The following is a 21,301-nucleotide window of genomic DNA, read 5'->3' as shown; positions in this document are numbered from 1 at the left end:
CTGGATGGGACTCAGTTGGATGGGGTCTTGTCCGGGTAGTCGCACAGGTCGGCGATGAGGCATTCCGGGCAGCGCGGTTTGCGCGCGGTGCAGACATAGCGCCCATGCAGGATCAGCCAGTGATGGGCATCGTGCAGAAATTCAGCCGGAACCTGATCCAGAAGCCCCTGTTCGACGGCGAGCGGTGTCTTGCCCGGCGCCAGCCCGGTGCGGTTGGCGACCCGGAAGATATGGGTGTCGACCGCCATGGTCGGCTCACCGAAGGCGGTGTTGAGGATGACGTTGGCGGTCTTGCGGCCGACGCCGGGCAAGGCCTCCAGTGCCGCCCGATCGCGTGGAACCGTGCCGCCGTGACGCTCGATCAGGAGCGCGCAGGTCTGGAGGATGTTGCGCGCCTTGGTGTTGAACAGACCGATGGCGCGGATGTGCGCCTTGAGTCCGTCCTCGCCGAGCGCCAGGATCGCCTCGGGTGTGTCGGCGTGCGCGAAGAGTCCGGCCGTGGCCTGATTGACGCTCCTGTCGGTGGCCTGGGCCGAGAGCATCACGGCGATCAGCAGCTCGAAGGGCGTGCGATAGACCAGCTCGGTCCTGGGGTTCGGATTGGCTTCGCGCAGACGGGCGAAGATTTCATGGCATTTCTCGGCATTCATGGTTGCATTGTATTCTCGACTGTCGTTTGATGCGTCATCATCGGCTCGACCCGTTGTGTCGACTGCCATCTTCCACGCGCCCTGAGGGCCGGGTTTCTCGTGCAACTGATGAAGCAAAAACCGATTGCCCGCTGTTCGTTCGCACTGCTCGTGCTTCTGGTCCCGCTGTCCGTTTTCGCCGAGACTGAAGCCGCGACCGGGGCCGTCGCCGATTCGGCGGCTCCAGGCGCGGTCGAACCCGTGCGTCCGGCCCGGCCGACACCGCCGAACCGGCCGCGCCCGAGCCGTGCCGAGGTCCAGGCCATGATCCCGGAGGTGGCGCGTCGTCATGGCGTCGAAGAAGCGCTGGTGCGTGCCGTGGTGGCCGCCGAGTCGAACTACGATGCCCATGCCGTTTCGCCGGTCGGGGCCGTGGGCCTGATGCAGCTCATGCCGCCGACCGCCGCCGACTATGGCGTCACCTCGGTGGAGGCGCTGTTCGATCCCCGGATCAATCTCAATACCGGCACGCGCCATCTCAAGCGTCTGCTGCGCAAGTACAGCGACGACTACGGGCGCGTCATCATGGCCTACAATGCCGGCGAGGGCGTGGTCGATCGCACCAACAGCCGCGTCACCTATCTGGAGACGCTCAACTATACCGAGGCCGTCATCCGTCACTATCGGCGCAATGGCGGGACGGCGCCCACTCAGGCCGCGCTCGCCCAGGTGCAGACACTGCGCGGGGTGCGCAACACCGGACAGGCCCGGCGTCTGTTGAAAAAATATCTCGACCCATCACTCTTGTCGCTCAAGGTCAAGCCGACGCTGGATGTGCGCTACCTCAATCCGGCCCTCCACGACGTCGGCCCCGAGAGCAAGCCCATGTTCGAACTGGATACGACCGTCATTCGCTGAAGCTGCTGAAATCAAGGGTATGAATCAAACGCTCCAAAAACTGCGCCAGATCGCTCAGGACAGCACCCTGAGCGCCGAGGACAACTTCATCCGGCGGCGCGAGCTCCATGCCTCCTGCTCGGAGCTGGCCGCGCCCCTGGTGCGCGCCTTCCGCGACGTCGAGGGCGAATTCGTGCGCATCTCGGTGCTCAGCCGTATCTGGCCCGACGACTATGATCGTCGCGACGATCGGGTGGCCGGACTGCTGATCACCTGGATCGGCCCGGAGTCGGCCCCACAGGGGCTGAAGCTGGCCGTGCCCAATGGGTCGCTCACCTTCGAGGTGACGCTCAAGCGCGACGGTTCGGCGGTCTTCACCTGCGTGCGCGACACGCTCGGACAGCGTCCTGCGATCATGGACTTCGCCAACCGCGACGACTGGCTGGAATTCTTCTACAAATCCATCGCCGATCTGGTCGAACTCTAACGAAGAGGAGCAACTGCATGACTCGACTGAACGCCAGGACACTGGTTCTCTCCGGCGTGGCTGCCGCGCTCATCAGCGGCTGTGCCGCCGATGGTTCGGGCCTGACCGAGACCGGGCGCGGCGCCGCCATCGGCACCACGGCGGGCGCGGCGACCGGCGCCATCATCGGCTCGCTGAGCGGCGACGCGGGCAAGGGCGCGCTGATCGGCGCCGTGGGCGGCGCCCTGGTCGGGACCATGGTCGGCTCCTATATGGAGGAGCAGAAGCGCGACTTCGAGCGCCAGCTCGCGCCCGAGATCGCCGCCGGCGTCATCCGGGTGCAGAAGCTGCCCGATCATCAGCTGCTCGTCGGCATGACGGGCGCGACCGCCTTCGAGGTCGACTCCGATCGCATCCAGCCGGGTTTCTACAGCACGCTCGACAAGATCGCGGCCATCGTCAGCAAATACGGCAAGACCCAGCTCGCCATCTCGGGGCATACCGACAGCACGGGCGCGGCGGCCTACAACCAGACGCTCTCCGAGCGGCGCGCCGCTTCGGTCGAATACTACCTGGAGCGTAGCGGCGTGCTGCCGCAGCGTATCTATTCAGCCGGCTACGGCATGAACCGGCCCATCGCCAGTAACGCGACCGAGGAGGGGCGGCGCCTCAACCGCCGGGTCGACATCGTCATCATGCCGATCACCCAAGGCTGATTGCGCACGACAGTGGATCAGGAAAGATCCGAACCATAAAAAACGCGGCCCAGGCCGCGTTTTTCGTTCGGGCCGACCCAAGGGATCAGGTGGGGCAATCGTCGTCGGCCGTGCTGCGGCACTGATCGGACTCATACCAGAGCACATTGATGATGCCGAAGGCCAGCGCCAGCAGGACGCCGAGTATCCAGGAGAAGTACCACATGGCTCGTTCCTCGATGAATCAACGGATGACTTGAACCCTGTCGCCGGAATGCCGTTCGGATCCGGCGACAGGGAAGACCACTCAATAGGCCAGATGATCCTGCGAGCGGATCTCCTCGACCGTCACCCGCCGCCACATCTTGGCATAGGTCCAGGTGGTGTAGGCCAGGATCAGCGGCACGAAGATCACCGCCGCCCAGAACATCACCGTCAGCGTCAGATGGCTCGACACCGCGTCCCAGGCGATCAGGCTGCTGTTGGGATTGGTGCTCGACGGCATGATGAAGGGGAACATGGCCGCGCCGGCGGTCATGATGATCCCGGTCAGCCCCAGGCTGCTGGCGACCAGACCCCAGCCGGCCCGGTTCGACATCGAGGCCAGCACCGCCAGTCCCATGCCCGCGAAGCCGAGCAGCGGGAACAGCAGCGTCCAGGGATAGGCCGCATAGTTGGCCAGCCAGGCGCCGCCGTCACGCACCACTTCCTTGGTCAGCGGATTGGGCACGGCATCCAGCGCCGGCATCGAGACCACCTTGTAGCCGTCCACGCCGATCGTCAGCCACACGCCGGCCAGCGCGAAGGCGACGATGGTCGCCAGTCCCGCCTTCTTCGCGACCACCTTGGCCCGACCCGAGATCGGCTCGGCGGTGCGCAGTTGCAGCCAGATGGCCCCGTGCATGATCAGCATTCCGAGACTGATCAGCCCGGCCAGCAGCGCGAACGGATTGAGCAGCCCGAAGAAGCTGCCGCTGTAGTAGGGCCGCAGCAGATCGTCGAGATGGAAGGGCACGCCCTGGAGCAGGTTGCCGAAGGCGATGCCGAACACCAGCGCCGGCACCGCGCCGCCGACGAACAGCCCCCAGTCCCAGGCATTGCGCCAGCGCGGATCGGCGATCTTGCTCCGGTAGTCGAACCCGACCGGACGGAAGAAGAGCGCGAACAACGCCAGCAGCATCGCGAAGTAGAAGCCAGAGAAGGCCGTGGCATAGACCAGCGGCCAGGCGGCGAAGATGGCCCCGCCGGCCGTGATCAGCCACACCTGATTGCCGTCCCAGTGCGGGCCGACGGTGTTGATGATGACGCGCCGCTCCTCGTCGTTCTGACCGAGGAAGGGCAGCAGGGCGCCGACGCCCATGTCCAGCCCATCGGTGACGGCGAAGCCGATGAAGAGCACACCGACCAGCACCCACCAGACGAACTTCAGCGTTTCATAGTCGAGGATCATGATTGGTCGTGCCTCCTAGTCGAGCGATTTCTGCGGAGCCGTGGCCGGAGCCATGCCGCCCGCGTGACCGGCGTCGCACTCGTGATGATAGCGTCCGGTGTGCAGCGAACTCGGACCCAGACGCGCGAACTTGAACATCAGAAACATCTCGATGATGAACAGCAGGGTGTAGAAGAGGATGAAGCCCGAGAGACTGATGAGAACGTCGTTGGCCGTCAGGCTGGAGACGGCGATCGAGGTCGGCAGCACCTCGCCGATGGCCCAGGGCTGACGTCCGAACTCGGCGACGAACCAGCCGGTCTCGGCGGCGATCCAAGGCACCGGGATGCTGTAGAGAAAGAGCCGCAGCAGCCAGCGTTTCTCCTGGATGACGCGCTTGGCGTTGTAGTAGAAACCCAGCACCAGGAGCGCCAGCATCCAGACCCCGGCCGCGACCATGATTCTGAACGTCCAGAACAGCGGCGCGACCTCGGGGATGGAATCCTTGACCGCCAGCTGGATCTGTTCCTCGGTCGCCTCGGCCGGATTCTCGGTATAGCGCTTGAGCAGCAGACCATAGCCGAGATCGTTCTTGTGGTCCTCGAAGACGGCGCGGTTGCCGGGCGTGTCCTCACCGCCGCGCAGACGTTCCAGATACTGATAGGCGATCATGCCGCTACGGATGCGCACCTCGTGCTCGCGCATCAGATCCTTCAGGCCCTTGACCTCGGTGTCGAGCGAGCGGGTGGCGATGAGTCCGAGCAGCCAGGGCACCTTGACGGCGTCATGGGTCTCCTCGTCCTCGTTGCTCGGACGACCGTAGAGAGTGAAGGCGGCGGGCGCCGGCTCTGTGTGCCATTCGGCCTCGATCGCGGCGAGCTTCACCTTCTGCACGTCGCCGACCTCGTAGCCGGACTCGTCGCCGAGCAGGATGACCGAGAGGATGGAGGCCAGACCGAAGCCGACCGCGACCGAGAAGGATCGCTTGGCGAAGGCCAGATCGCGCCCCTTGAGCATGTACCAGGAACTGATGCCGAGCACGAACATCGAGGCTGTCACATAGCCGGCGGCGACCGTGTGCACGAACTTGACCTGAGCGACCGGATTGAGCAGCAACTCGCTGAAGCTGGTCATCTCCATGCGCATGGTCTCGTAGCTGAACTCCGAGCCGACCGGGTTCTGCATCCAGCCGTTGGCGACCAGGATCCACAGCGCCGAGAGATTGGAGCCGAGTGCGGTCAGGAAGGTGACGGCCAGATGCTGGCGCTTGGAGAGGCGCTCCCAACCGAGGAAGAACAGGCCGATGAAGGTCGACTCCAGGAAGAAGGCCATCAGACCCTCGATGGCCAGGGGCGCGCCGAAGACATCTCCCACATAGTGGCTGTAATAGGCCCAGTTGGTCCCGAACTGGAACTCCATCGTGAGTCCGGTGGTGACGCCCAGGGCGAAGTTGATGCCGAAGAGCTTGCCCCAGAACTTGGTCATGTCCCGGTAGATCTCGCGTCCGGTCATGACATAGACGCTTTCCATGATCACCAGGATCCAGGAGAGTCCGAGCGTCAGTGGAACGAAGAGGAAGTGATACATTGCGGTGGCGGCGAATTGCCATCGCGAGAGTTCGACCATGGTACTGTCGAGCATGAGCGAGTCTCCTGAAGTCCGGGACCAGGTGTCACGGAGGGTTGCTACCTCGGCACTTGGCTCGCCGGGTCGGGAGATCCTCGGCGAGCCGCGCCAGCGGCAAGAGACTAAACCGGATCGCGCTTATCGGAAATGATCTGAGTCAGGTTGTCGCTCGACGGGGCCGCTTTACGCGGGGAGGGGAGAGCGGTTTACTTCAGAGTCCCGACCTGGAGTCGAACCTGAGCGCGTTCCGTGCCGGAGGCGTGTCCATGGCCATGCCCATGATCGTCGTCGTGCGGAGCCGGTGTCGGAAGCGGTCGACCGGCGGCGAGATCGGCCGCCGCGCTCATGGGGTCCGTGGCGCTGGTGGCATGGACGGCGATGCCCTGACGGGCCAGACGGGCGCGAAACCCCTGCCCGGCGCTCTGGGTCAGGATGGCATCGAGTCCGAGTGTGAACAGCGGATGATCGTCGCCGTGATGATCGTGCAGTGACAGGCCGGCGGGCAGATCCAGGCGCTCGACCTCGACCGGCTCGCCCTGGCCGTCGGCCTCCAGGATGAGGAAGCGCCGGGTCTTGCCGGCGTGTCCGGTGATGGTGCGGAAATTCTGACTGGTGACGGCGATGCGCATGGAGTGGGTGTTCCGAAGTCGGTGGGTTGATGAGGGGAGGGTGTCCGGCCTCAGGCCGCCTGTGCAGCGGTCTCGGGGCGGTGTTTGCACAATCCCAGGGCCCAGTCTTCCATGACGGCGTTGGCCACCGGCATGGGGGTTTCCATGAAGGTGATCAGGAAACCCAGGTCGGTCTCGGCGATGCCGATCGAACGGGGACGACAGGCGAGCAGTTCGGGCTTGGGCAGCGAGATGCCGAAGCAGAACACCAGGTTCCGGGCCGCGCGGATGTCCTCGCCGATGTGCCCTTCGGGCAGGGACCGGGTATGGGCGTAGTGATCGAACTCAGCGATGAAGACCGCGCTACGATGCGACTCGATGCAGGCGCGGAAATAGCCGCAGATGGCTTCGACCGAATCGAAGGGTGTCTCCTCGCGCGCGATCTCCAGTGAGTAAATGGGATATTCGGCGAACGAGAGTGATGTTTTCATCGGGCGTGGAGATCCTGGCCATGGGCGACGGAATGGCGCAAGCGTAACCTTGAGATCAGGCGCAACGCATTGAAATTAGTCAAACTCAGCGGGCCGGCGAGCACGCCTCGCCTCAATCCTCCGCCAGCCGTCGCAGATTGGGGATGTCGAGCAGGAAGAGATTGGGCGCCGTCTCCACCAACAGCCCCTGACGCTTGAACTCGGCGATGGTGCGGCTGGCCGTCTCGGTGGTGACGCCGAGCATGGCGCCCATGTCCTCACGGCTGAAGAGCGGACATTCGCTGGTCTCGCGGTCGCGCACCAGACGCAGCAGCAGTCGGGCCACGCGCTGGCGCGCCGAGCCGGTCGAGAGTTCGGTCAGCCAGGCATCGGCCTCGGTCAGGGCGCGCTGCCAGCGGGCCATGAGTTCGTGGTGCAGGGTCGGGTTGACGCGCCCGAGTTCGCGCACCAGACGCGCCGGGAAACGACAGACCTCAGTGGGATGCAGCGCGATGGCGTCGTGCTGATAGCGATCGTCGAGCAGTGACTCCAGACCCAGCACATCGGTGGAGCGGGCGACGCGAACGATGCGCTGGCTGCCGTCCGGCAGATATTGAACCAGCTTCAGCATCCCGGAACGGATGGTGAACAGGTACTCGCCTGTGTCGCCCGCCAGATAGAGATGCGCGCCCGGCTTGAGCGTGAACTGATCGATCGGCTCATGGATGTGTTCGAAGTCCGCTTCCTGCAGGCCGGAGAAGAGCACCGAGGTCCGTAGCGCGCAATTGAGGCAATTGGCCTCGCCGGACCAGGCCTCACGGAGAGAGACTGTTTTCGTCATCGGTAGCGATGGACTCCTAATCGGTCCGCGTCCACGGGAGCGCGGCTCACTGCCTGGGGTCTGTCTCCATCCGCGCCGGATTCATCTCGAATCGACGCGGTTGGAGCGATCGAAGTTAGAATATTACTCGAAGTCGGTGATCCAGGCGGCCCTGGCGTGTCATTGACAAAGCGCAATCGAGTGCCTGTGTCGCCGTTGGCTCGCTACGCGGTCGCGATATGGGCGCCTGCTCCGACAACATTCATCCTCCGTGATTCCCTGGAAAACGCATGACCCTGCTCAGTCTCGATTCGATCGGTCTCTCCTACGGCCTGCCGCCCCTGCTCGATGAGGTCTCCTTCGCCATCGAGCGCGGCGAGCGGATCTGTCTGATCGGGCGCAATGGGGCGGGCAAGTCCACACTGCTACGGATCGTCGCCGGTGAGGTCCAGCCCGACAGCGGGCGGGTGCATGCCGGTCAGGGGTTGCGGATCGGGCGGCTGGCGCAGGAGGTGCCGGGGGATGTCGATGCCAGCGTCTTCGAGGTGGTGGCCTCCGGGCTCGGCGAGCTGGGGGCGCTGGTGCACGAATATTTCACCCGCTCGCACGCGCTCGGCGCGGACGCCAGCGAGCAGGATCTGGCGCGGCTGGCCGAACTCCAGCATCAGTTGGAGGATCAGGGCGGCTGGGAGATCGAGCAGCGCACCGAGCGCGTCATCTCGCGGCTCGGACTCGATGGCGAGGCGCAACTCAAGTCGCTCTCGGGCGGGATGCAGCGGCGGGTGATGCTGGCGCGCGCCCTGGTGGTGGAACCGGATCTGCTGCTGCTCGACGAGCCGACCAACCATCTCGACATCGACAGCATCGCCTGGCTGGAAGAGTTTCTGGTCGGTTTTCAGGGCGCGCTGCTGTTCATCACTCATGACCGGCGCTTCTTGCAGCGGGTCGCCACGCGCATCCTGGAACTCGATCGCGGTCGGCTGACCGACTGGCCGGGCGATTACGCCAACTATCTGCGTCGGCGCGAGGAACGACTGCATGCCGAGGCGCAGGCCAATGCGCACTTCGACCGCAAGCTCGCGGAGGAAGAGGTCTGGATCCGGCAGGGCATCAAGGCGCGGCGGACTCGTAACGAAGGTCGGGTGCGCGCGCTCGAATCCATGCGCGAGGAGCGTCGTGAGCGGCGCGAACTCCAGGGTTCGGCGCGCATCCGGCTGAGCGAGTCGGATCGCTCGGGCAAGCTGGTGGTCGAGGCCGAGGGCGTGACGCATCGTTGGGGTGAGAAGACCGTCATCCGCGATTTCTCGACGCTCATCCTGCGCGGCGACAAGATCGGCATCATCGGACCCAATGGCGCGGGCAAGAGCACGCTGCTCAAGCTCCTGCTCGGCGAGCTGGAACCGCAACAGGGGCGTATCCAGCGCGGCTCCAATCTCCAGATCGCCTATTTCGACCAGATGCGCGCCCAACTCGATCCCGAGAAGAGCGTGCGCGACAACGTCGCCGGCGGCAGTGATCAGGTCGAGATCGAAGGCGCCAGCCGTCATGTGCTGTCCTACCTCAAGGACTTCCTGTTCACCCCTGAGCGTGCGCGCCAGCCGGTCAAGGCGCTCTCGGGCGGCGAGCGCAACCGCCTGCTGCTGGCCAAGCTCTTCACCCGTCCGGCCAATCTGCTGGTGCTCGACGAGCCGACCAATGATCTCGACACCGAGACGCTGGAACTCCTGGAAGAACTGCTGCTGAACTACTCGGGGACGCTGCTGCTGGTCAGCCATGACCGTGCTCTGCTCGACAATGTCGTCACCGGCACGCTCGTGTTCGAGGGCGATGGGGTCGTGCGCGACTATGTCGGCGGCTACGAGGACTGGCTCAGGCAGCGTCCGCGTCCGGTCGAGCCGGCCCCGGCGCCCAAATCGAGCGCGCCCGCGACTCAGGCGGCCGAACCCAAGTCCAAACCCAAGCGCACCAGCGACAAGCTCAGCTTCAAGGAGACGCGCGAACTGGCCGAACTGCCGGGGCGTATCGAGTCGCTGGAGCAGGAGCAGAGCGCTCTGCACGCACGTCTGGCCGATCCCGCGCTCTATCAGGGCGACGGCGCCGAGGTCGTGACCGTCAAGGCGCGTCTGGAGACCGTCGACGCCGAGCTGGAAGCGGCCTATGCGCGTTGGGAGGCGCTGGCCGCGCGCGAGTGAGGCATCTGATCGAAGAACATCCACATCCATCCATTTCGGAGTAGATCCATTGAAATTCACGGTCGAGGAATTCCGCGCCTGGAAGCGTAAATGCGTGACCCTGCTCGGCATGTCCGGGGTCGGCAAGACCCATCTCTCGGGGCTGCTGCGCCGTCACGACTGGTTCCATTATTCGGGCGACTACCGCATCGGCACCCGTTATTTGGACGAGCCGATCCTGGATCTGATCAAGTCGCGTGCCATGCGCGATCCGTTCCTGCGCGATCTGCTGCGCCGCGACTGGATCACCATCCGCAACGTCATCAAGATCAATGATCTCGGCCCGGTGCTGAGCTTCATCGGCAAGCTCGGCAATCCGGAGCAGGGCGGGCTGCCGCTCGACGAGTTCAGCCGTCGTCAGGCGCTCTATCGCGAGGCCGAGATCGCGGCCATGTTCGATCTGCCCGAGTTCGTGCGCAAGGCCCAGGAGGTCTATGGCTACGCCCATCTGGTCAACGATGTCGGCGGCAGTCTGTGCGAGCTCGAAGAGCCGCGCGTCATCGACATGCTCGCCCGGCACAGTCTGATCCTCTACATCCGCGTGCCCGAGGCCGACGAGATCAAGCTCATCGAGCGTGCCCAGGCCGATCCCAAGCCGCTCTACTATCGACCCGAGTTCCTGCAAACGGCGGTGAAGGACTATCTGGAACTGCGCCAACTCGACTATGTGGCCCAGATCGAGCCGGACGACTTCACGCGCTGGGTCTTCCCGCGTCTGTTCCACTCGCGTGTGCCGCGCTATGAGGCCATCGCCCAGCCGCACGGCTATACCGTCTCCTCCGAAGACGTGGCCCAGGTGCGCGACGAGGCCGATTTCCTCGCCCTGGTCGAGTCGGCCATCGCGCGGAGTGCTTGAAAACGGACGGGCTCGACAGAATCGTTGCTGAACCTACAGGACCGGGTGCCGCACGATCCTGTCGAACCGAGCGCCATGACTGCCACTGACTGAACGCTGCTGTTATGCCCATCGTCGCCCACAATGACCTGCCCACCTTCGCCCGGTTGCGCGAGGAGGGGCAGCAGATCCTCGACCCGGATTTCGCGCTCCATCAGGACATCCGCGAACTGCACATCGGTCTGCTCAACATGATGCCGGATGCGGCCCTGGCGGCGACCGAGCGCCAGTTCTTCCGCCTGATCGGCGAGAGCAACCAGATCGCGCAGTTCTATGTGCATCCCTTCACGCTGAAGGAGCTGGAGCGCGGCCCCGAGGCGCGCGCCCATGTCGAGCGCTATTACCAGCCATTCGATCAGATCCGCGCCGACGGTCTGGATGCACTCATCATCACCGGCGCCAACGTCACCGGGCCGGATCTGGCGCTGGAGCCGTTCTGGGAGCCGCTCATCGAGGTGGTCGACTGGGCCTACGACAACGTCTGCTCGACGCTCTGCTCCTGTCTGGCGACCCATGCGGTGATGCAGTTCCGTTATGGTGAGCGGCGCCGCCGTCTGCCGGCCAAGCGCTGGGGGGTGTTTCCGCATCGGGTGCTGGCGCGCACCCATCCGCTGGTGGCCGACGTCAATACCTGCTTCGACGTGCCGCATTCGCGTTTCAACGACATCAGTCACGCGCAGTTCGTCGGTGCCGGTCTGCATGTGCTGGTCGAGAGCGAGGAGGCGGGGGTGCATCTGGCGGTCAGCCCGGACGGCTTTCGGCAGGTGTTCTTCCAGGGGCATCCCGAATACGACACCATTTCACTGCTCAAGGAATACAAGCGTGAGGTCGGGCGCTTCGCCGCCGGCACGCGGTCCGACTATCCGCCGTTTCCGGACAACTACTTCGGCTTACAGGCGCGAGCCATCCTCGATGAGCACCGCGAGCGCGTCATCCGGGCGCTCGATCGGGGTCAGAAGCCACCCGAGTTGCCCGAGCGGCTCATCGCGGCTGATCTGCACAACACCTGGCACGACACGGCCGAGGGCGTCATCGGCAACTGGATGGGGCTGATCTATCAGGTCACGCATCATGACCGCCGCCAGACCTTCATGGCCGGCATCGATCCGAACGATCCGCTCGGGTTGGGGGCCAGGTAGGGCGGGCGGTGCGAACTGGCAGGGTCGGCTGGCTTCCCGTGCCTACTGTAGGTGTTGCGTCCCACCTGATTGAATGGCGGCGGTGTTGCAAAAATAAAACGCACATCTCAATGTGCCGAGTGCTTTGGTAAATTCCATACAAAGCACGCTGACTTTCAAAATCGCCTAACAGATCACGTTTTTTGCACAAAATCCGGACGGGCGGCGGTTGTTGTTTGTTGCATCCATGTACTAGAATGAAGCCATGGATTGCTGTATGCAGCCGAAATGAGACAAGCGCTGTTGCGCGCATGACTCGATTTCAGCTCGACGAATCCCGGTGCGTGGTTTCCTCGTGTATATCAGCAGTCATCTTCATACATTTATTTTCGCGACGAAGGCCAGGACATGTTCGAATCCAATCAGAATACGATCCGCTACAAGTGGGATCCCGAGACCTCCACCGGCTATCAGCTACGCTTCGACGCCGAGGGAGCGGCCAAGGGCGGTCACTACTGCTTCCATGTCGAGGACTGGAATTGCCGCACCGTCACCAACGAGTGGCCCTGCCAGGATCTGACCGAGGCGCTGGAAGTCCTGAATCATTTCTTCACCGTCGACGTCCAGCAGGAGCGTGAGCGTTTGAGCGCCTGGCTGCCCGCCGAGTACCGCGCCGCCGCCTGATCTGCTCGCCATATCCCCTGCTCGAAACAGGCCGCCATGCGCGGCCTTTTTATTGCGCGCTCGAAATACTGAGTATTGAGCCGGTTTGAAACCACGGACGTTTGAATATTAGAATGCGGCGATTGTCTCGTCCGTCATCCCCCGCGAAAGGTACCCCCATGCAGGATCCAGCCAGTCATTCGGACAGCCTCGTCGGTCGCGTCGAGGTCAAGGAGACGACCTGTTACATGTGCGCCTGCCGGTGCGGTATCCGGGTGCATCTGCGCGATGGCGAGGTGCGCTACATCGACGGCAACCCCAATCACCCGCTGAACAAGGGCGTGATCTGCGCCAAGGGCAGCTCGGGGATCATGAAGCAGTACTCTCCGGGTCGACTCACCCAGCCGCTAAGGCGCAAGGCCAATGCCGAGCGCGGCGAGAGCGCCTTCGAGGTCATCTCCTGGGACGAAGCCTTCACGATGCTCGAAGAACGGCTCGCCAAGCTGCGTGCCGAAGATCCGAAAAAATTCGCGCTCTTCACCGGCCGCGATCAGATGCAGGCGCTCACGGGTCTGTTCGCCAAGCAGTACGGCACGCCCAACTATGCCGCGCATGGCGGCTTCTGCTCGGTCAACATGGCCGCCGGTCTCATCTACACCATCGGCGGTTCGTTCTGGGAGTTCGGCGGCCCGGATCTGGAGCGCGCCAAGCTGTTCGTGATGATCGGCACTGCCGAGGACCATCACTCCAACCCGCTCAAGATCGCCATCTCCGAGTTCAAGCGGCGCGGCGGACGCTTCATCTCGATCAATCCGGTGCGCACCGGCTATTCGGCCATCGCCGACGAATGGGTGCCGATCAAGCCCGGCACCGATGGCGCGCTGCTGCTGGCCATCACCCGCGAGATTCTGGACAAAGGGCTGTTCGACCGCGACTTCCTGGTGCGCTACACCAACGCCGCCGAGTTGGTGATCGACGACCCGAGCCGCGATGATCACGGCCTGTTCTATCGCGCCGAGATGCATGTCGAGCCGGACTGCTTCGATCCGCAGAACAAGCTGTGGTGGGACCGCGACATCGACGGCCCGATCAGCACCCATACGCCCGGCGTCGATCCGCGTCTGATGGGCCGCTATGTCCTGCCCGACGGCACCCCGGTCAAGCCCTCGTTCCAGTTGCTCAAGGAGCGCCTGGAGCAATACACCCCCGAATGGGCCGCGCCCATTACCGGCATCCCGGCCGACACCATCCGCCGTCTCGCCCACGAAATGGGTGTCATGGCGCGCGACCAGAAGATCGAGCTGCCGATCAAATGGACCGACTGCTGGGACGACGAGCACGAATCCGTCACCGGCAATCCGGTCGCCTTCCATGCCATGCGCGGACTGGCGGCGCACTCCAACGGCTTCCAGACCATCCGCGCGCTCGGCGTGCTGATGACCGTGCTCGGCACCATCGACCGTCCGGGCGGATTCCGGCACAAGGCGCCCTATCCGCGTCCGATCCCGCCCTGTCCCAAGCCGCCGCACGGCCCCGAGGCTGTCCAGCCGAACACCCCGCTCGACGGCATGCCGCTCGGCTGGCCGTCCAAGCCCGAGGATCTGTTCGTCGACGCCGAGGGCGAGGCGGTGCGGCTCGACAAGGCGTTCTCCTGGGAGTATCCGCTCTCGGTGCATGGCCTGATGCACAACGTCATCACCAACGCCTGGCGCGGCGATCCCTATCCGATCGACACCCTGTTCCTGTTCATGGCGAACATGGCCTGGAACTCGACCATGAACACGGTCGAGGTGCGCAAGATGCTGGTCGACAAGCATCCGAACGGTGAATACAAGATCCCGTTCCTGGTGGTGTGCGACACCTTCGCCTCCGAGACCGTGGCCTTCGCCGATCTGGTGCTGCCGGATACCAGCTATCTGGAACGCCATGACGTGCTCTCCATGCTCGACCGTCCGATCTCGGAATACGACGGTCCGGTCGACTCGGTGCGCATCCCGGTGCTGCCGCCCAAGGGCGAGTGCAAGCCGTTCCAGGAGGTGCTGGTCGAACTCGGTTCGCGACTCAAGCTGCCGGCCTTCACCAATGCCGACGGCAGTCGCAAATATCGCAACTATCCGGATTTCATCGTCAACTACGAGACCTCGCCGGGGTCGGGCATCGGCTTCCTGGCCGGCTGGCGCGGCAAGAGCGGCGATCAGTTCCTCAAGGGCGAACCCAATCCGCATCAGTGGGAGATGTATGCCCAGAACGGCTGCGTCTTCCATCACGAACTGCCGCGCAGCTATCAGTACATGCGCAACTGGAACAAGGGCTATCTGCACTGGGCGCGCGCGCACGGCATGATCCGCTATGCCGAGCCGATCACCCTGCATCTGTATTCCGAGGTGTTGCAGCGCTTCCGGCTCGCCGCTCAGGGCAAGCGTCCCGGTCGTCGTCCGCCCGAGCGGTTGCGCCAGCGGGTCGAGACCTATTTCGACCCCTTGCCGTTCTACTACGAGCCGCTGGAGTCGCGCTTCACCGACACCCAGCGCTATCCGCTCAACGCGCTCACCCAGCGCCCGATGGCCATGTACCACTCCTGGGACAGCCAGAACGCCTGGCTGCGCCAGATCCACAGCCACAACTATCTGTTCCTGAGTCCGAAGATCGGTCTGGCCCAGGGCTTCGCTGACGGCGACTGGGTCTGGGTCGAGTCGCAATATGGCCGGGTGCGCTGCATGTGCCGCTTCTCCGAGGCCGTGGAGCCGGGCACTGTCTGGACCTGGAACGCCATCGGCAAGGGCGCGGGCGCCTGGGGTCTGGCCCCCAATGCCGACGAGGCGCGCAAAGGCTTCCTGCTCAATCACGTCATCAGCGAAGAACTGCCCGCCCACGAGGCCGGCGAACACCTCTCCAACTCTGACCCAGTGACCGGACAGGCGGCCTGGTTCGACGTGCGGGTGCGGGTCTACAAGGCCGAGGCGGGTGAACCCGAGGTCACGTCGCCCCAGTTCAAGCCGATGCCGCGTCTCCCCGGTCAGGAGAAGAAGCGCGGCAAGTGGCAGGCCTATGTGGCCGGTATCTTCGGGAAGCAAGCGTCATGACTCAACTCGCCCTCGTCATCGATCTCAATGTCTGTGTCGGCTGTCATGCCTGCGTGACCTCCTGCAAGGAGTGGAACACCTCAGGCTGGGCCGGTCCGCTGGTGGATCAGAATCCTTATGAGGGTTCGCCGACCGGCACCTTCTTCAACCGGGTGCAGACCTTCGAGGTCGGAACCTTCCCCAATACCGAGACGGTGCACTTCCCCAAGAGCTGTCTGCACTGCGAGGAGCCGCCCTGCGTGCCCGTGTGTCCAACCGGCGCGTCGTACAAGCGCCCGGACAACGGCGTGGTGCTGGTCGATTACGACAAGTGCATCGGCTGCAAATACTGCTCCTGGGCCTGTCCCTATGGCGCACGCGAGCTGGATGAGCAGCAGAAAGTGATGAAGAAGTGCACGCTCTGCATCGACCGCATCACCGACGCCAAGCTCTCCGAACGGGATCGCAAGCCGTCCTGCGTGCTGGCCTGTCCGGCCAACGCGCGTCTGTTCGGCGACGTGCATGATCCGGACTCAGAGGTCTCGATCGCCATCCGCGAGCGCGGCGGCTATCAGCTCATGCCCGAGTGGGGCACCAAACCGGCCAACCACTATCTGCCGCGCCAGAAGACCCGGATGCACATCGATCCCGAGGAACTCACGCGCGTCGACAACCCCTTGCGCCGGGAAGATCTCACCGATTACACCGGCGAGGAAACCCTCGACGACGTGGCCTGGTAATCCGCCTTTCAGGATCGAATCCCATGCATCCAGCCTTCTCAGTCATCTTTCTGACCACGCTGCTCGGCGCCGGTCAGGGTCTCTATCTGGCGATGGTCACCGGCCAGCTCTATGCCATCGCCCGTTTCCTGCCCGCTCAGGCCGACCAGTTCTATGCCGTCGGCAGTCTGGTCGCGCTGCTGCTTCTGGTCGCGGGACTCGGCGCGTCCTTCTTCCATCTCGGGCGGCCGGAACGGGCTTGGCGCGCGGCGGCGATGTGGCGCACCTCCTGGCTGTCGCGCGAGGTCATCGTGCTGCCGATCGTCATGGCGCTGGTGTTCGCCTATGGCGTGGCGCACTGGTTCGAATGGACCCAGCCGCTGTTCCAGGTCGGCGCGGCGCTCCAGGTCGATCTGACCCTGCTGCTCGGGGTGTTGGGGACGGTGGCCAGTCTGGTGCTCTTCGTCTGCACGGCCATGATCTATGCGGCCGTGCGGTTCCTGCAGGAATGGCATACGCCGCTCACGGTCAGCAATTTCCTGTTCCTGGGCGCGGCCTCGGGCTTCATGCTGGCGGCGGCCTATTCGGCCTACATCGGTAATCCGCTGGTGACGTTTTACGGCACCTGGGCGGTGATCCTGACCTTGGTCGGTCTGGCCTCGCGTCTGGCGCATCTGCGGCGCAACGCCCGGCTCAAGCACAAGAGCACGGTCCAGACCGCCATCGGCGTGCGTCATGCGGCCGTGGTCCAGAAGGCACAGGGCGCGACGGGCGGCAGCTTCAATACCCGCGAATTCTTCCACGGACGGAGCCAGTCACTGGTCGAACGACTGCGCACTGTCTATCTGGCGCTGGTCTTCCCGATCCCGGTGCTGCTGATCGGGCTGTCCTATCTCATCGGCTCGTCGAATCTGCCGATCATGGCCTTCTTCGTCCAGTTCGCCGGATTGCTGATCGAGCGCTGGTCGTTCTTCGCCGAGGCGCGCCATCCGCAGAATCTCTATTATCAGTCGGTGGCCTGAGTCGTGATTTGTGTGCGGGCGCGATCTTCTCATCGCGTCCTTGCTCTGGATAGCAGGCGAGAGGTGAGCGCCGAATCGCCCGTCGGCCATTGTCCCTTGAGCGTGTTGGTTGACTCCGGGCCGCTGAAGCTCAGAACGCTGTATTTGCCGTAGTGCGGCAGCTTGCGCGCCAGCGCGGGCAGGGCATCCGGCAGGCGCGTGGCCATCCATGCGATGGGTTGATCCGCCATCCTACGGGTCAGCACCGGACTGTCGGTCATGGGATCGAGCGTCGCGTTCATGCCGTTCGGCTTGGAGGTCAGAGCCAGCCTGGGTGCCTGACCATCGTCCAGGGTCAGGGCGAAATCGGCGGCGTCACGCGCGAAGGCTTCAAGATGACGGTTCTCCCAACCAAGCAGCCAGACGGGCCGATCGTCCGGTAGGTGTTCGAACTCCCGATCCTCGGCGACGCGCCAGCCAGGATGTCCCACGCACCAGCGCTCGGCCAGGCGACGATAGCCTGACTGGAGCGCTTCCGGAGCGGCGGCGGGAATCAGGATCAGTCCCTGTTCGGCCCCGAAGAGAGTGCTCAGGGTCACGGGCAACTCGCCCGGCGCCAGGGCGCGAAAGACCTCGAAGTCCGGGTCGAGGCGCAGACGCACGGGCGCGGATCTGAGGGCGATGTCGAACCGGGTTTCGTGCTCATGACTGGCGATCGTCTCGATCACGGACTCACCCGAGTCGAGATCGATGACGACCGGCAGACTGAGCGGAAAGGGCGGCTCGGATTGAGTCTGTCGAATTCGGCCGCTGATCCGATAGCCCTCCGGCGTGCTCCGTGTTTCGACATCCTCCAGCGCCAGACTGGGCGCGCCGGCACGTTCTACCCAGGCCGCGAAGAACGTGTCCAGATCGCGCCCGCTCACGCGCTCGAAGGCCAGGCGCAGATCCGCATAGCCGGCCGCCCGGAAGCGGTTGTCGGCATAAAAGCGCCGTAGCCCCTGAATGAAGGTCTCATCACCGAGTTCGCGTCGCAGCATGTGGAAGACCATGGCCCCCTTGTTGTAGCCGATGGCCTGAGTGTCCGCCCCATGCCGCTGCACGAACTCGGTCAGCGGAAAGTCCCGCCCCTGGCGCACATAGTCGGCGAAGCTCTTGAGCATGTCGCGCCGTCCCTCGATCCCGCGTCCGGCACGCTCCATGAGCCAGTAGTCGGCCAGATAGTTGGTCAACCCCTCGCTCCAGTTGCCCGAGTCATAGTCCACATAGACCCCGTTGCCCCACCAGTTGTGCAGGATCTCGTGCGGATAGGAGGTCTGGAGGATGAAGGGCAGGCGGACGACCTGCGGACCGAGCAGGGTGAAGGAGGGCATGCCATAGCCGGACTCCCAGAAATTCTCGACCAGCGCGAACTTGGCGAAAGGGTAGGGGCCGATGAGGTCGGAATAGAAGGCGAGATACTCCAGCGTGGCGTCCAGATAGCGTTCGGCCAGTGCGGTGTCCGGCTCACGCAGATAGACCTGGGCTTCGGCCTGTACGTCGGCTGAACGCTTGTGATAAGCGTGGAAACGGCCCGCGATCAGATAGATGTCGTCCTGCGGTTGCGATTCGGACCAGTGTGACCGACCCCTGGCCGGATCGGTCGTGCCTGCGCCCTGGGAGATCGCCGACCAACCCTCGGGAAGCCGGACATCGAGCACGAAGCTCTGGCGGCTCTCGGGAATGCGTGGATACCAGCCGCTGCCAGCGTCGAGAAAGACACCATCCGGCGCGATGGTTCCGCGTGACCACTGACGCGCGCGCCCGAGGCTTTCGTCGATGTGCTCCAGATCATGACGGATGCGTCCGCCATAGGCGAGCGTCACAGTTCCGGGCGTCTCCAGACTCAAGCGATACTCGACCAGAGGCCCGAACGCTGAAACGCGCGTCAGAGTCGCCTCGCCGTCGATGATCTTCGGGTCGAGCCCGGTATGCAGGATCAGCGACCACTGGCTTTTCGGCTCGGGAAGCCGCATCTGATCCCTGACCTCGATCCGCCCCTGTTCGGGGTCGAGCCGAACCTCAAGCTGATGCCGGATCAGGGTCTCCGAGGCGAGTATCTGGTTAGACGACACGAGCTGAGCAGCGAGCAGTAGCAGCCCAAACAGGAAGGGTTTTGTCGCCTGTACGATCGACAAGTACAGATCACGCCAACGGCCTACAATGCCATCCGCCATGACCGGCGCCTGTTTCGCCTTGTTTTTATGTATCCGCTTCTGCATTGTCCGCTCGTACCCTGACTTCGGAGATCTGCACACTGAGAGAGCTATCCTAACCGGGATGCCGGCTTTCTGCTGGTATGATGTTTAAGTTTTTGATATATAAGTTTTTTATTGGCGCAAAAGAATTGGCCGACCGTCGATTTTGGACTATATTTCAAGTAGGAATCCGATGTGAGGAGACGGCCATGAAAACCAAACGCACAGAAATGACCGAGCCGGTCCCGCGTCGTGAACTGACACTGTTCGACGAAATGGACCGTGCATTCGACAACCTGCTCCATCGCGGCTGGATGCATCCGTTCCGCGAGGTGTGGCCTGAGTGGGCGCGTCTGGAGCAGACGCTGGAGATTCGGCCGCGTATCGACGTCGTCGACCGCGAGACCGAGATCCTGGTTCGCGCCGAGGTTCCGGGAGTCGACCGTGAGCACCTGGAGGTCGAACTCGCCGGTACGCTCCTGACCATCCGGGGTGAACGCAAGCTCGAAGAGACCAAGGAAGAGGGCGCCTTGTTCCACACCGAGATCGCGCGCGGCAGCTTCAGCCGCACCATCCGTCTGCCGGCCGAGGTCGTGCTCGACGAGACGGCGGCCGAGTTCAAGGACGGCGTGCTCGAAATCCATCTGCCCAAGATGGAGAAGACCGAGCGGCGTCGGATCGAGGTCAAATGAGCCTGTCGAACCTGCCGCCCAGCGCGGCGTGACTGCAACGAGGCCGGCCATCGCCGGCCTCTGAGATTTTGGAATCAACGATCGCGATGTCTTCCACCACACCTCTGAGCTTCACCATCTTGGGTACGGGCGCGCTTGGCGGCTTCTATGGTTCCCGGCTGCTCCAGGGCGGCGCGACCGTGCGTTTCATCGCGCACAGCGATGTCGACTGGATTCGCGCGCATGGCTTGCGCGTCGACTCGCCGCTCGGCGACCAGCTTCATCATCCGGTCGAGGTCTATGCCGACTCGGATCCGATCCCGCCGAGCGATGTGGTCTGCATCGCGCTCAAGACGACGCAGAATGCCCGGTTGCCCGAACTGCTCGCGCCCCTGGTGCGGGAGGGCACGGTCATTCTGAACTGGCAGAACGGCCTGACGCTGGAGGAGGAACTGGCGGCGCGCTTTCCGCAGGCCGTCGTGATCGCCGGCCTCTGCTTCCTGTGCTCGAACAAGGTCGGGCCGGGGCATATCGCGCATCTGGACTATGGCTACGTCAGTCTGGCGGCGCTGGATGAACGCGGGGTCGACTGGCTGCCACGGCTGCGAGCGGCCTTCGGCGCCGGCGGCATCGAGACCGACGTCCAGCCCTCGCTGCCGGCTGCACGCTGGCGCAAGCTGGCCTGGAACATCCCGTTCAATGGGTTGTCGGTGCTGCTCGACCGCAACACCGACGCCATCATGGCCGATCCCGAGGCGCGCACCCTGGCCGAACGGCTGATGCGCGAGGTCGCTCAGGGCGCGGCGGCTTGCGGCGTCCCCTTCGATCCTGACTTCATGCCCAAGCTGCTGGCGACCACCGAGCGCATGGCGCCCTATGCGCCGAGCATGCGGCTGGATTTCCTGGCCAAACGCGCGCTGGAGATCGAGTACATGTACCGCCGCCCGTTACGCGAGGCGGCTCGGCATGGCGTGTCGATGCCGGCAGTGGAGACCATCGCCGCTCAACTGAGCATCCTCGATCGGTCGAATCGGGGCGATTCGGCAAGCCGCACCAAGTAGCCC

Annotated in this window: 20 protein-coding genes; 12 read left to right on the top strand and 8 right to left on the bottom strand. The window is 64.0% G+C overall.

The window, feature by feature from the left end; translation table 11 throughout:
• Nucleotides 1–11: 11 nt before the first annotated feature.
• Nucleotides 12–650, bottom strand: a complete 639-nt coding sequence (nth, locus tag HW932_RS10350) for an endonuclease III (protein ID WP_176976418.1) — start codon at nt 648–650, stop codon at nt 12–14.
• A 108-nt stretch (nt 651–758) separates the two neighbouring features.
• Between nth and HW932_RS10345 the strand changes: the two genes are divergently transcribed.
• From HW932_RS10345 to HW932_RS10335, 3 genes are read left to right on the top strand one after another with little or no spacing between them, the layout of a single operon-like run.
• On the top strand, nt 759–1,547 hold the full coding sequence (locus HW932_RS10345; RefSeq protein WP_176976417.1) for a lytic transglycosylase domain-containing protein: 789 nt from the start codon (nt 759–761) through the stop codon (nt 1,545–1,547).
• 19 nt (nt 1,548–1,566) lie between these two features.
• Nucleotides 1,567–2,013 carry a hypothetical protein gene (locus tag HW932_RS10340; RefSeq protein ID WP_176976416.1) on the top strand — a complete coding sequence of 149 codons (447 nt, stop codon included), beginning with the start codon at nt 1,567–1,569 and terminating at the stop codon, nt 2,011–2,013.
• 17 nt (nt 2,014–2,030) lie between these two features.
• Entirely contained in the window at nt 2,031–2,708 is a 678-nt protein-coding gene (locus tag HW932_RS10335) for a YiaD family glycine zipper/OmpA-like lipoprotein (protein ID WP_176976415.1), read from the top strand.
• A gap of 85 nt (nt 2,709–2,793) precedes the next feature.
• Here HW932_RS10335 and cydX read toward each other — a convergent pair whose 3' ends face one another.
• From cydX to HW932_RS10305, 6 genes are all read right to left on the bottom strand, one after another.
• Nucleotides 2,794–2,913: a cytochrome bd-I oxidase subunit CydX gene (gene cydX, locus HW932_RS10330; RefSeq protein ID WP_012971683.1), complete on the bottom strand. Its 120-nt coding sequence runs from the start codon at nt 2,911–2,913 to the stop codon at nt 2,794–2,796.
• Between the two features lie 81 nt (nt 2,914–2,994).
• Entirely contained in the window at nt 2,995–4,137 is a 1,143-nt protein-coding gene (gene cydB / locus HW932_RS10325; protein WP_176976414.1) for a cytochrome d ubiquinol oxidase subunit II, read from the bottom strand.
• A gap of 15 nt (nt 4,138–4,152) precedes the next feature.
• Complete coding sequence (locus tag HW932_RS10320; protein WP_176976413.1) at nt 4,153–5,757, bottom strand: cytochrome ubiquinol oxidase subunit I; 1,605 nt, start codon at nt 5,755–5,757, stop codon at nt 4,153–4,155.
• Between the two features lie 191 nt (nt 5,758–5,948).
• On the bottom strand, nt 5,949–6,371 hold the full coding sequence (locus HW932_RS10315; RefSeq protein WP_176976412.1) for a NifB/NifX family molybdenum-iron cluster-binding protein: 423 nt from the start codon (nt 6,369–6,371) through the stop codon (nt 5,949–5,951).
• 50 nt (nt 6,372–6,421) lie between these two features.
• A complete protein-coding gene (locus tag HW932_RS10310; protein WP_176976411.1) occupies nt 6,422–6,841 on the bottom strand; it encodes a DUF6858 family protein in 420 nt (139 codons plus the stop codon).
• A 112-nt stretch (nt 6,842–6,953) separates the two neighbouring features.
• The gene (locus HW932_RS10305) at nt 6,954–7,661 is read right to left on the bottom strand and encodes a Crp/Fnr family transcriptional regulator (RefSeq protein WP_012971678.1); all 708 of its coding nucleotides are present in this window, start codon (nt 7,659–7,661) and stop codon (nt 6,954–6,956) included.
• A 269-nt stretch (nt 7,662–7,930) separates the two neighbouring features.
• Between HW932_RS10305 and HW932_RS10300 the strand changes: the two genes are divergently transcribed.
• The 7 genes from HW932_RS10300 (at nt 7,931) to soeC (ending at nt 17,350) form a co-directional block, all read left to right on the top strand.
• Nucleotides 7,931–9,832, top strand: a complete 1,902-nt coding sequence (locus tag HW932_RS10300) for an ATP-binding cassette domain-containing protein (protein ID WP_176976410.1) — start codon at nt 7,931–7,933, stop codon at nt 9,830–9,832.
• A gap of 49 nt (nt 9,833–9,881) precedes the next feature.
• Nucleotides 9,882–10,727, top strand: coding sequence for an ATPase (locus tag HW932_RS10295; RefSeq protein WP_176976409.1), 846 nt, complete (start codon nt 9,882–9,884; stop codon nt 10,725–10,727).
• Nucleotides 10,728–10,831: 104 nt separating this feature from the next.
• Nucleotides 10,832–11,905: a homoserine O-succinyltransferase MetA gene (gene metA / locus HW932_RS10290; protein ID WP_176976408.1), complete on the top strand. Its 1,074-nt coding sequence runs from the start codon at nt 10,832–10,834 to the stop codon at nt 11,903–11,905.
• Nucleotides 11,906–12,292: 387 nt separating this feature from the next.
• Entirely contained in the window at nt 12,293–12,568 is a 276-nt protein-coding gene (locus HW932_RS10285) for a hypothetical protein (RefSeq protein ID WP_176976407.1), read from the top strand.
• Between the two features lie 158 nt (nt 12,569–12,726).
• The gene (soeA, locus tag HW932_RS10280) at nt 12,727–15,630 is read left to right on the top strand and encodes a sulfite dehydrogenase subunit SoeA (RefSeq protein WP_176976406.1); all 2,904 of its coding nucleotides are present in this window, start codon (nt 12,727–12,729) and stop codon (nt 15,628–15,630) included.
• The gene (gene soeB, locus HW932_RS10275) at nt 15,627–16,349 is read left to right on the top strand and encodes a sulfite dehydrogenase subunit SoeB (RefSeq protein ID WP_155448385.1); all 723 of its coding nucleotides are present in this window, start codon (nt 15,627–15,629) and stop codon (nt 16,347–16,349) included. The genes soeA and soeB overlap by 4 nt, the downstream gene beginning before the upstream one ends.
• A 23-nt stretch (nt 16,350–16,372) precedes the next feature.
• A complete protein-coding gene (gene soeC, locus HW932_RS10270) occupies nt 16,373–17,350 on the top strand; it encodes a sulfite dehydrogenase subunit SoeC (RefSeq protein ID WP_176976405.1) in 978 nt (325 codons plus the stop codon).
• 29 nt (nt 17,351–17,379) lie between these two features.
• Here the strand turns inward: soeC and HW932_RS10265 are convergent, their stop codons facing one another.
• Nucleotides 17,380–19,506, bottom strand: coding sequence for a M1 family metallopeptidase (locus HW932_RS10265; protein WP_246296769.1), 2,127 nt, complete (start codon nt 19,504–19,506; stop codon nt 17,380–17,382).
• Between the two features lie 269 nt (nt 19,507–19,775).
• Between HW932_RS10265 and HW932_RS10260 the strand changes: the two genes are divergently transcribed.
• Nucleotides 19,776–20,258 carry an Hsp20/alpha crystallin family protein gene (locus HW932_RS10260; protein WP_176976403.1) on the top strand — a complete coding sequence of 161 codons (483 nt, stop codon included), beginning with the start codon at nt 19,776–19,778 and terminating at the stop codon, nt 20,256–20,258.
• Nucleotides 20,259–20,344: 86 nt separating this feature from the next.
• Complete coding sequence (locus HW932_RS10255) at nt 20,345–21,298, top strand: 2-dehydropantoate 2-reductase (protein WP_176976402.1); 954 nt, start codon at nt 20,345–20,347, stop codon at nt 21,296–21,298.
• Nucleotides 21,299–21,301 lie beyond the last annotated feature (3 nt).

This window comes from Allochromatium humboldtianum (genome assembly GCF_013385175.1).
Lineage (GTDB): Bacteria > Pseudomonadota > Gammaproteobacteria > Chromatiales > Chromatiaceae > Thermochromatium > Thermochromatium humboldtianum.
The sequence above is the reverse complement of the archived record's forward strand: the minus strand, read 5'-3'. Positions and strand labels throughout refer to the sequence as shown.

What these genes read in the sequence shown, in the direction of transcription:
- HW932_RS10320 (WP_176976413.1), bottom strand. Translation starts at nt 5,757, where the DNA reads ATGCTCGACAGTACCATGGTCGAACTCTCGCGATGGCAATTCGCCGCC.
- HW932_RS10310 (WP_176976411.1), bottom strand. Translation starts at nt 6,841, where the DNA reads ATGAAAACATCACTCTCGTTCGCCGAATATCCCATTTACTCACTGGAG.
- HW932_RS10315 (WP_176976412.1), bottom strand. Translation starts at nt 6,371, where the DNA reads ATGCGCATCGCCGTCACCAGTCAGAATTTCCGCACCATCACCGGACAC.
- nth (WP_176976418.1), bottom strand. Translation starts at nt 650, where the DNA reads ATGAATGCCGAGAAATGCCATGAAATCTTCGCCCGTCTGCGCGAAGCC.
- HW932_RS10300 (WP_176976410.1), top strand. Translation starts at nt 7,931, where the DNA reads ATGACCCTGCTCAGTCTCGATTCGATCGGTCTCTCCTACGGCCTGCCG.
- metA (WP_176976408.1), top strand. Translation starts at nt 10,832, where the DNA reads ATGCCCATCGTCGCCCACAATGACCTGCCCACCTTCGCCCGGTTGCGC.
- soeC (WP_176976405.1), top strand. Translation starts at nt 16,373, where the DNA reads ATGCATCCAGCCTTCTCAGTCATCTTTCTGACCACGCTGCTCGGCGCC.
- HW932_RS10335 (WP_176976415.1), top strand. Translation starts at nt 2,031, where the DNA reads ATGACTCGACTGAACGCCAGGACACTGGTTCTCTCCGGCGTGGCTGCC.
- HW932_RS10285 (WP_176976407.1), top strand. Translation starts at nt 12,293, where the DNA reads ATGTTCGAATCCAATCAGAATACGATCCGCTACAAGTGGGATCCCGAG.
- HW932_RS10345 (WP_176976417.1), top strand. Translation starts at nt 759, where the DNA reads ATGAAGCAAAAACCGATTGCCCGCTGTTCGTTCGCACTGCTCGTGCTT.
- HW932_RS10305 (WP_012971678.1), bottom strand. Translation starts at nt 7,661, where the DNA reads ATGACGAAAACAGTCTCTCTCCGTGAGGCCTGGTCCGGCGAGGCCAAT.
- HW932_RS10340 (WP_176976416.1), top strand. Translation starts at nt 1,567, where the DNA reads ATGAATCAAACGCTCCAAAAACTGCGCCAGATCGCTCAGGACAGCACC.
- HW932_RS10260 (WP_176976403.1), top strand. Translation starts at nt 19,776, where the DNA reads ATGAAAACCAAACGCACAGAAATGACCGAGCCGGTCCCGCGTCGTGAA.
- soeB (WP_155448385.1), top strand. Translation starts at nt 15,627, where the DNA reads ATGACTCAACTCGCCCTCGTCATCGATCTCAATGTCTGTGTCGGCTGT.
- HW932_RS10255 (WP_176976402.1), top strand. Translation starts at nt 20,345, where the DNA reads ATGTCTTCCACCACACCTCTGAGCTTCACCATCTTGGGTACGGGCGCG.
- cydB (WP_176976414.1), bottom strand. Translation starts at nt 4,137, where the DNA reads ATGATCCTCGACTATGAAACGCTGAAGTTCGTCTGGTGGGTGCTGGTC.
- cydX (WP_012971683.1), bottom strand. Translation starts at nt 2,913, where the DNA reads ATGTGGTACTTCTCCTGGATACTCGGCGTCCTGCTGGCGCTGGCCTTC.
- soeA (WP_176976406.1), top strand. Translation starts at nt 12,727, where the DNA reads ATGCAGGATCCAGCCAGTCATTCGGACAGCCTCGTCGGTCGCGTCGAG.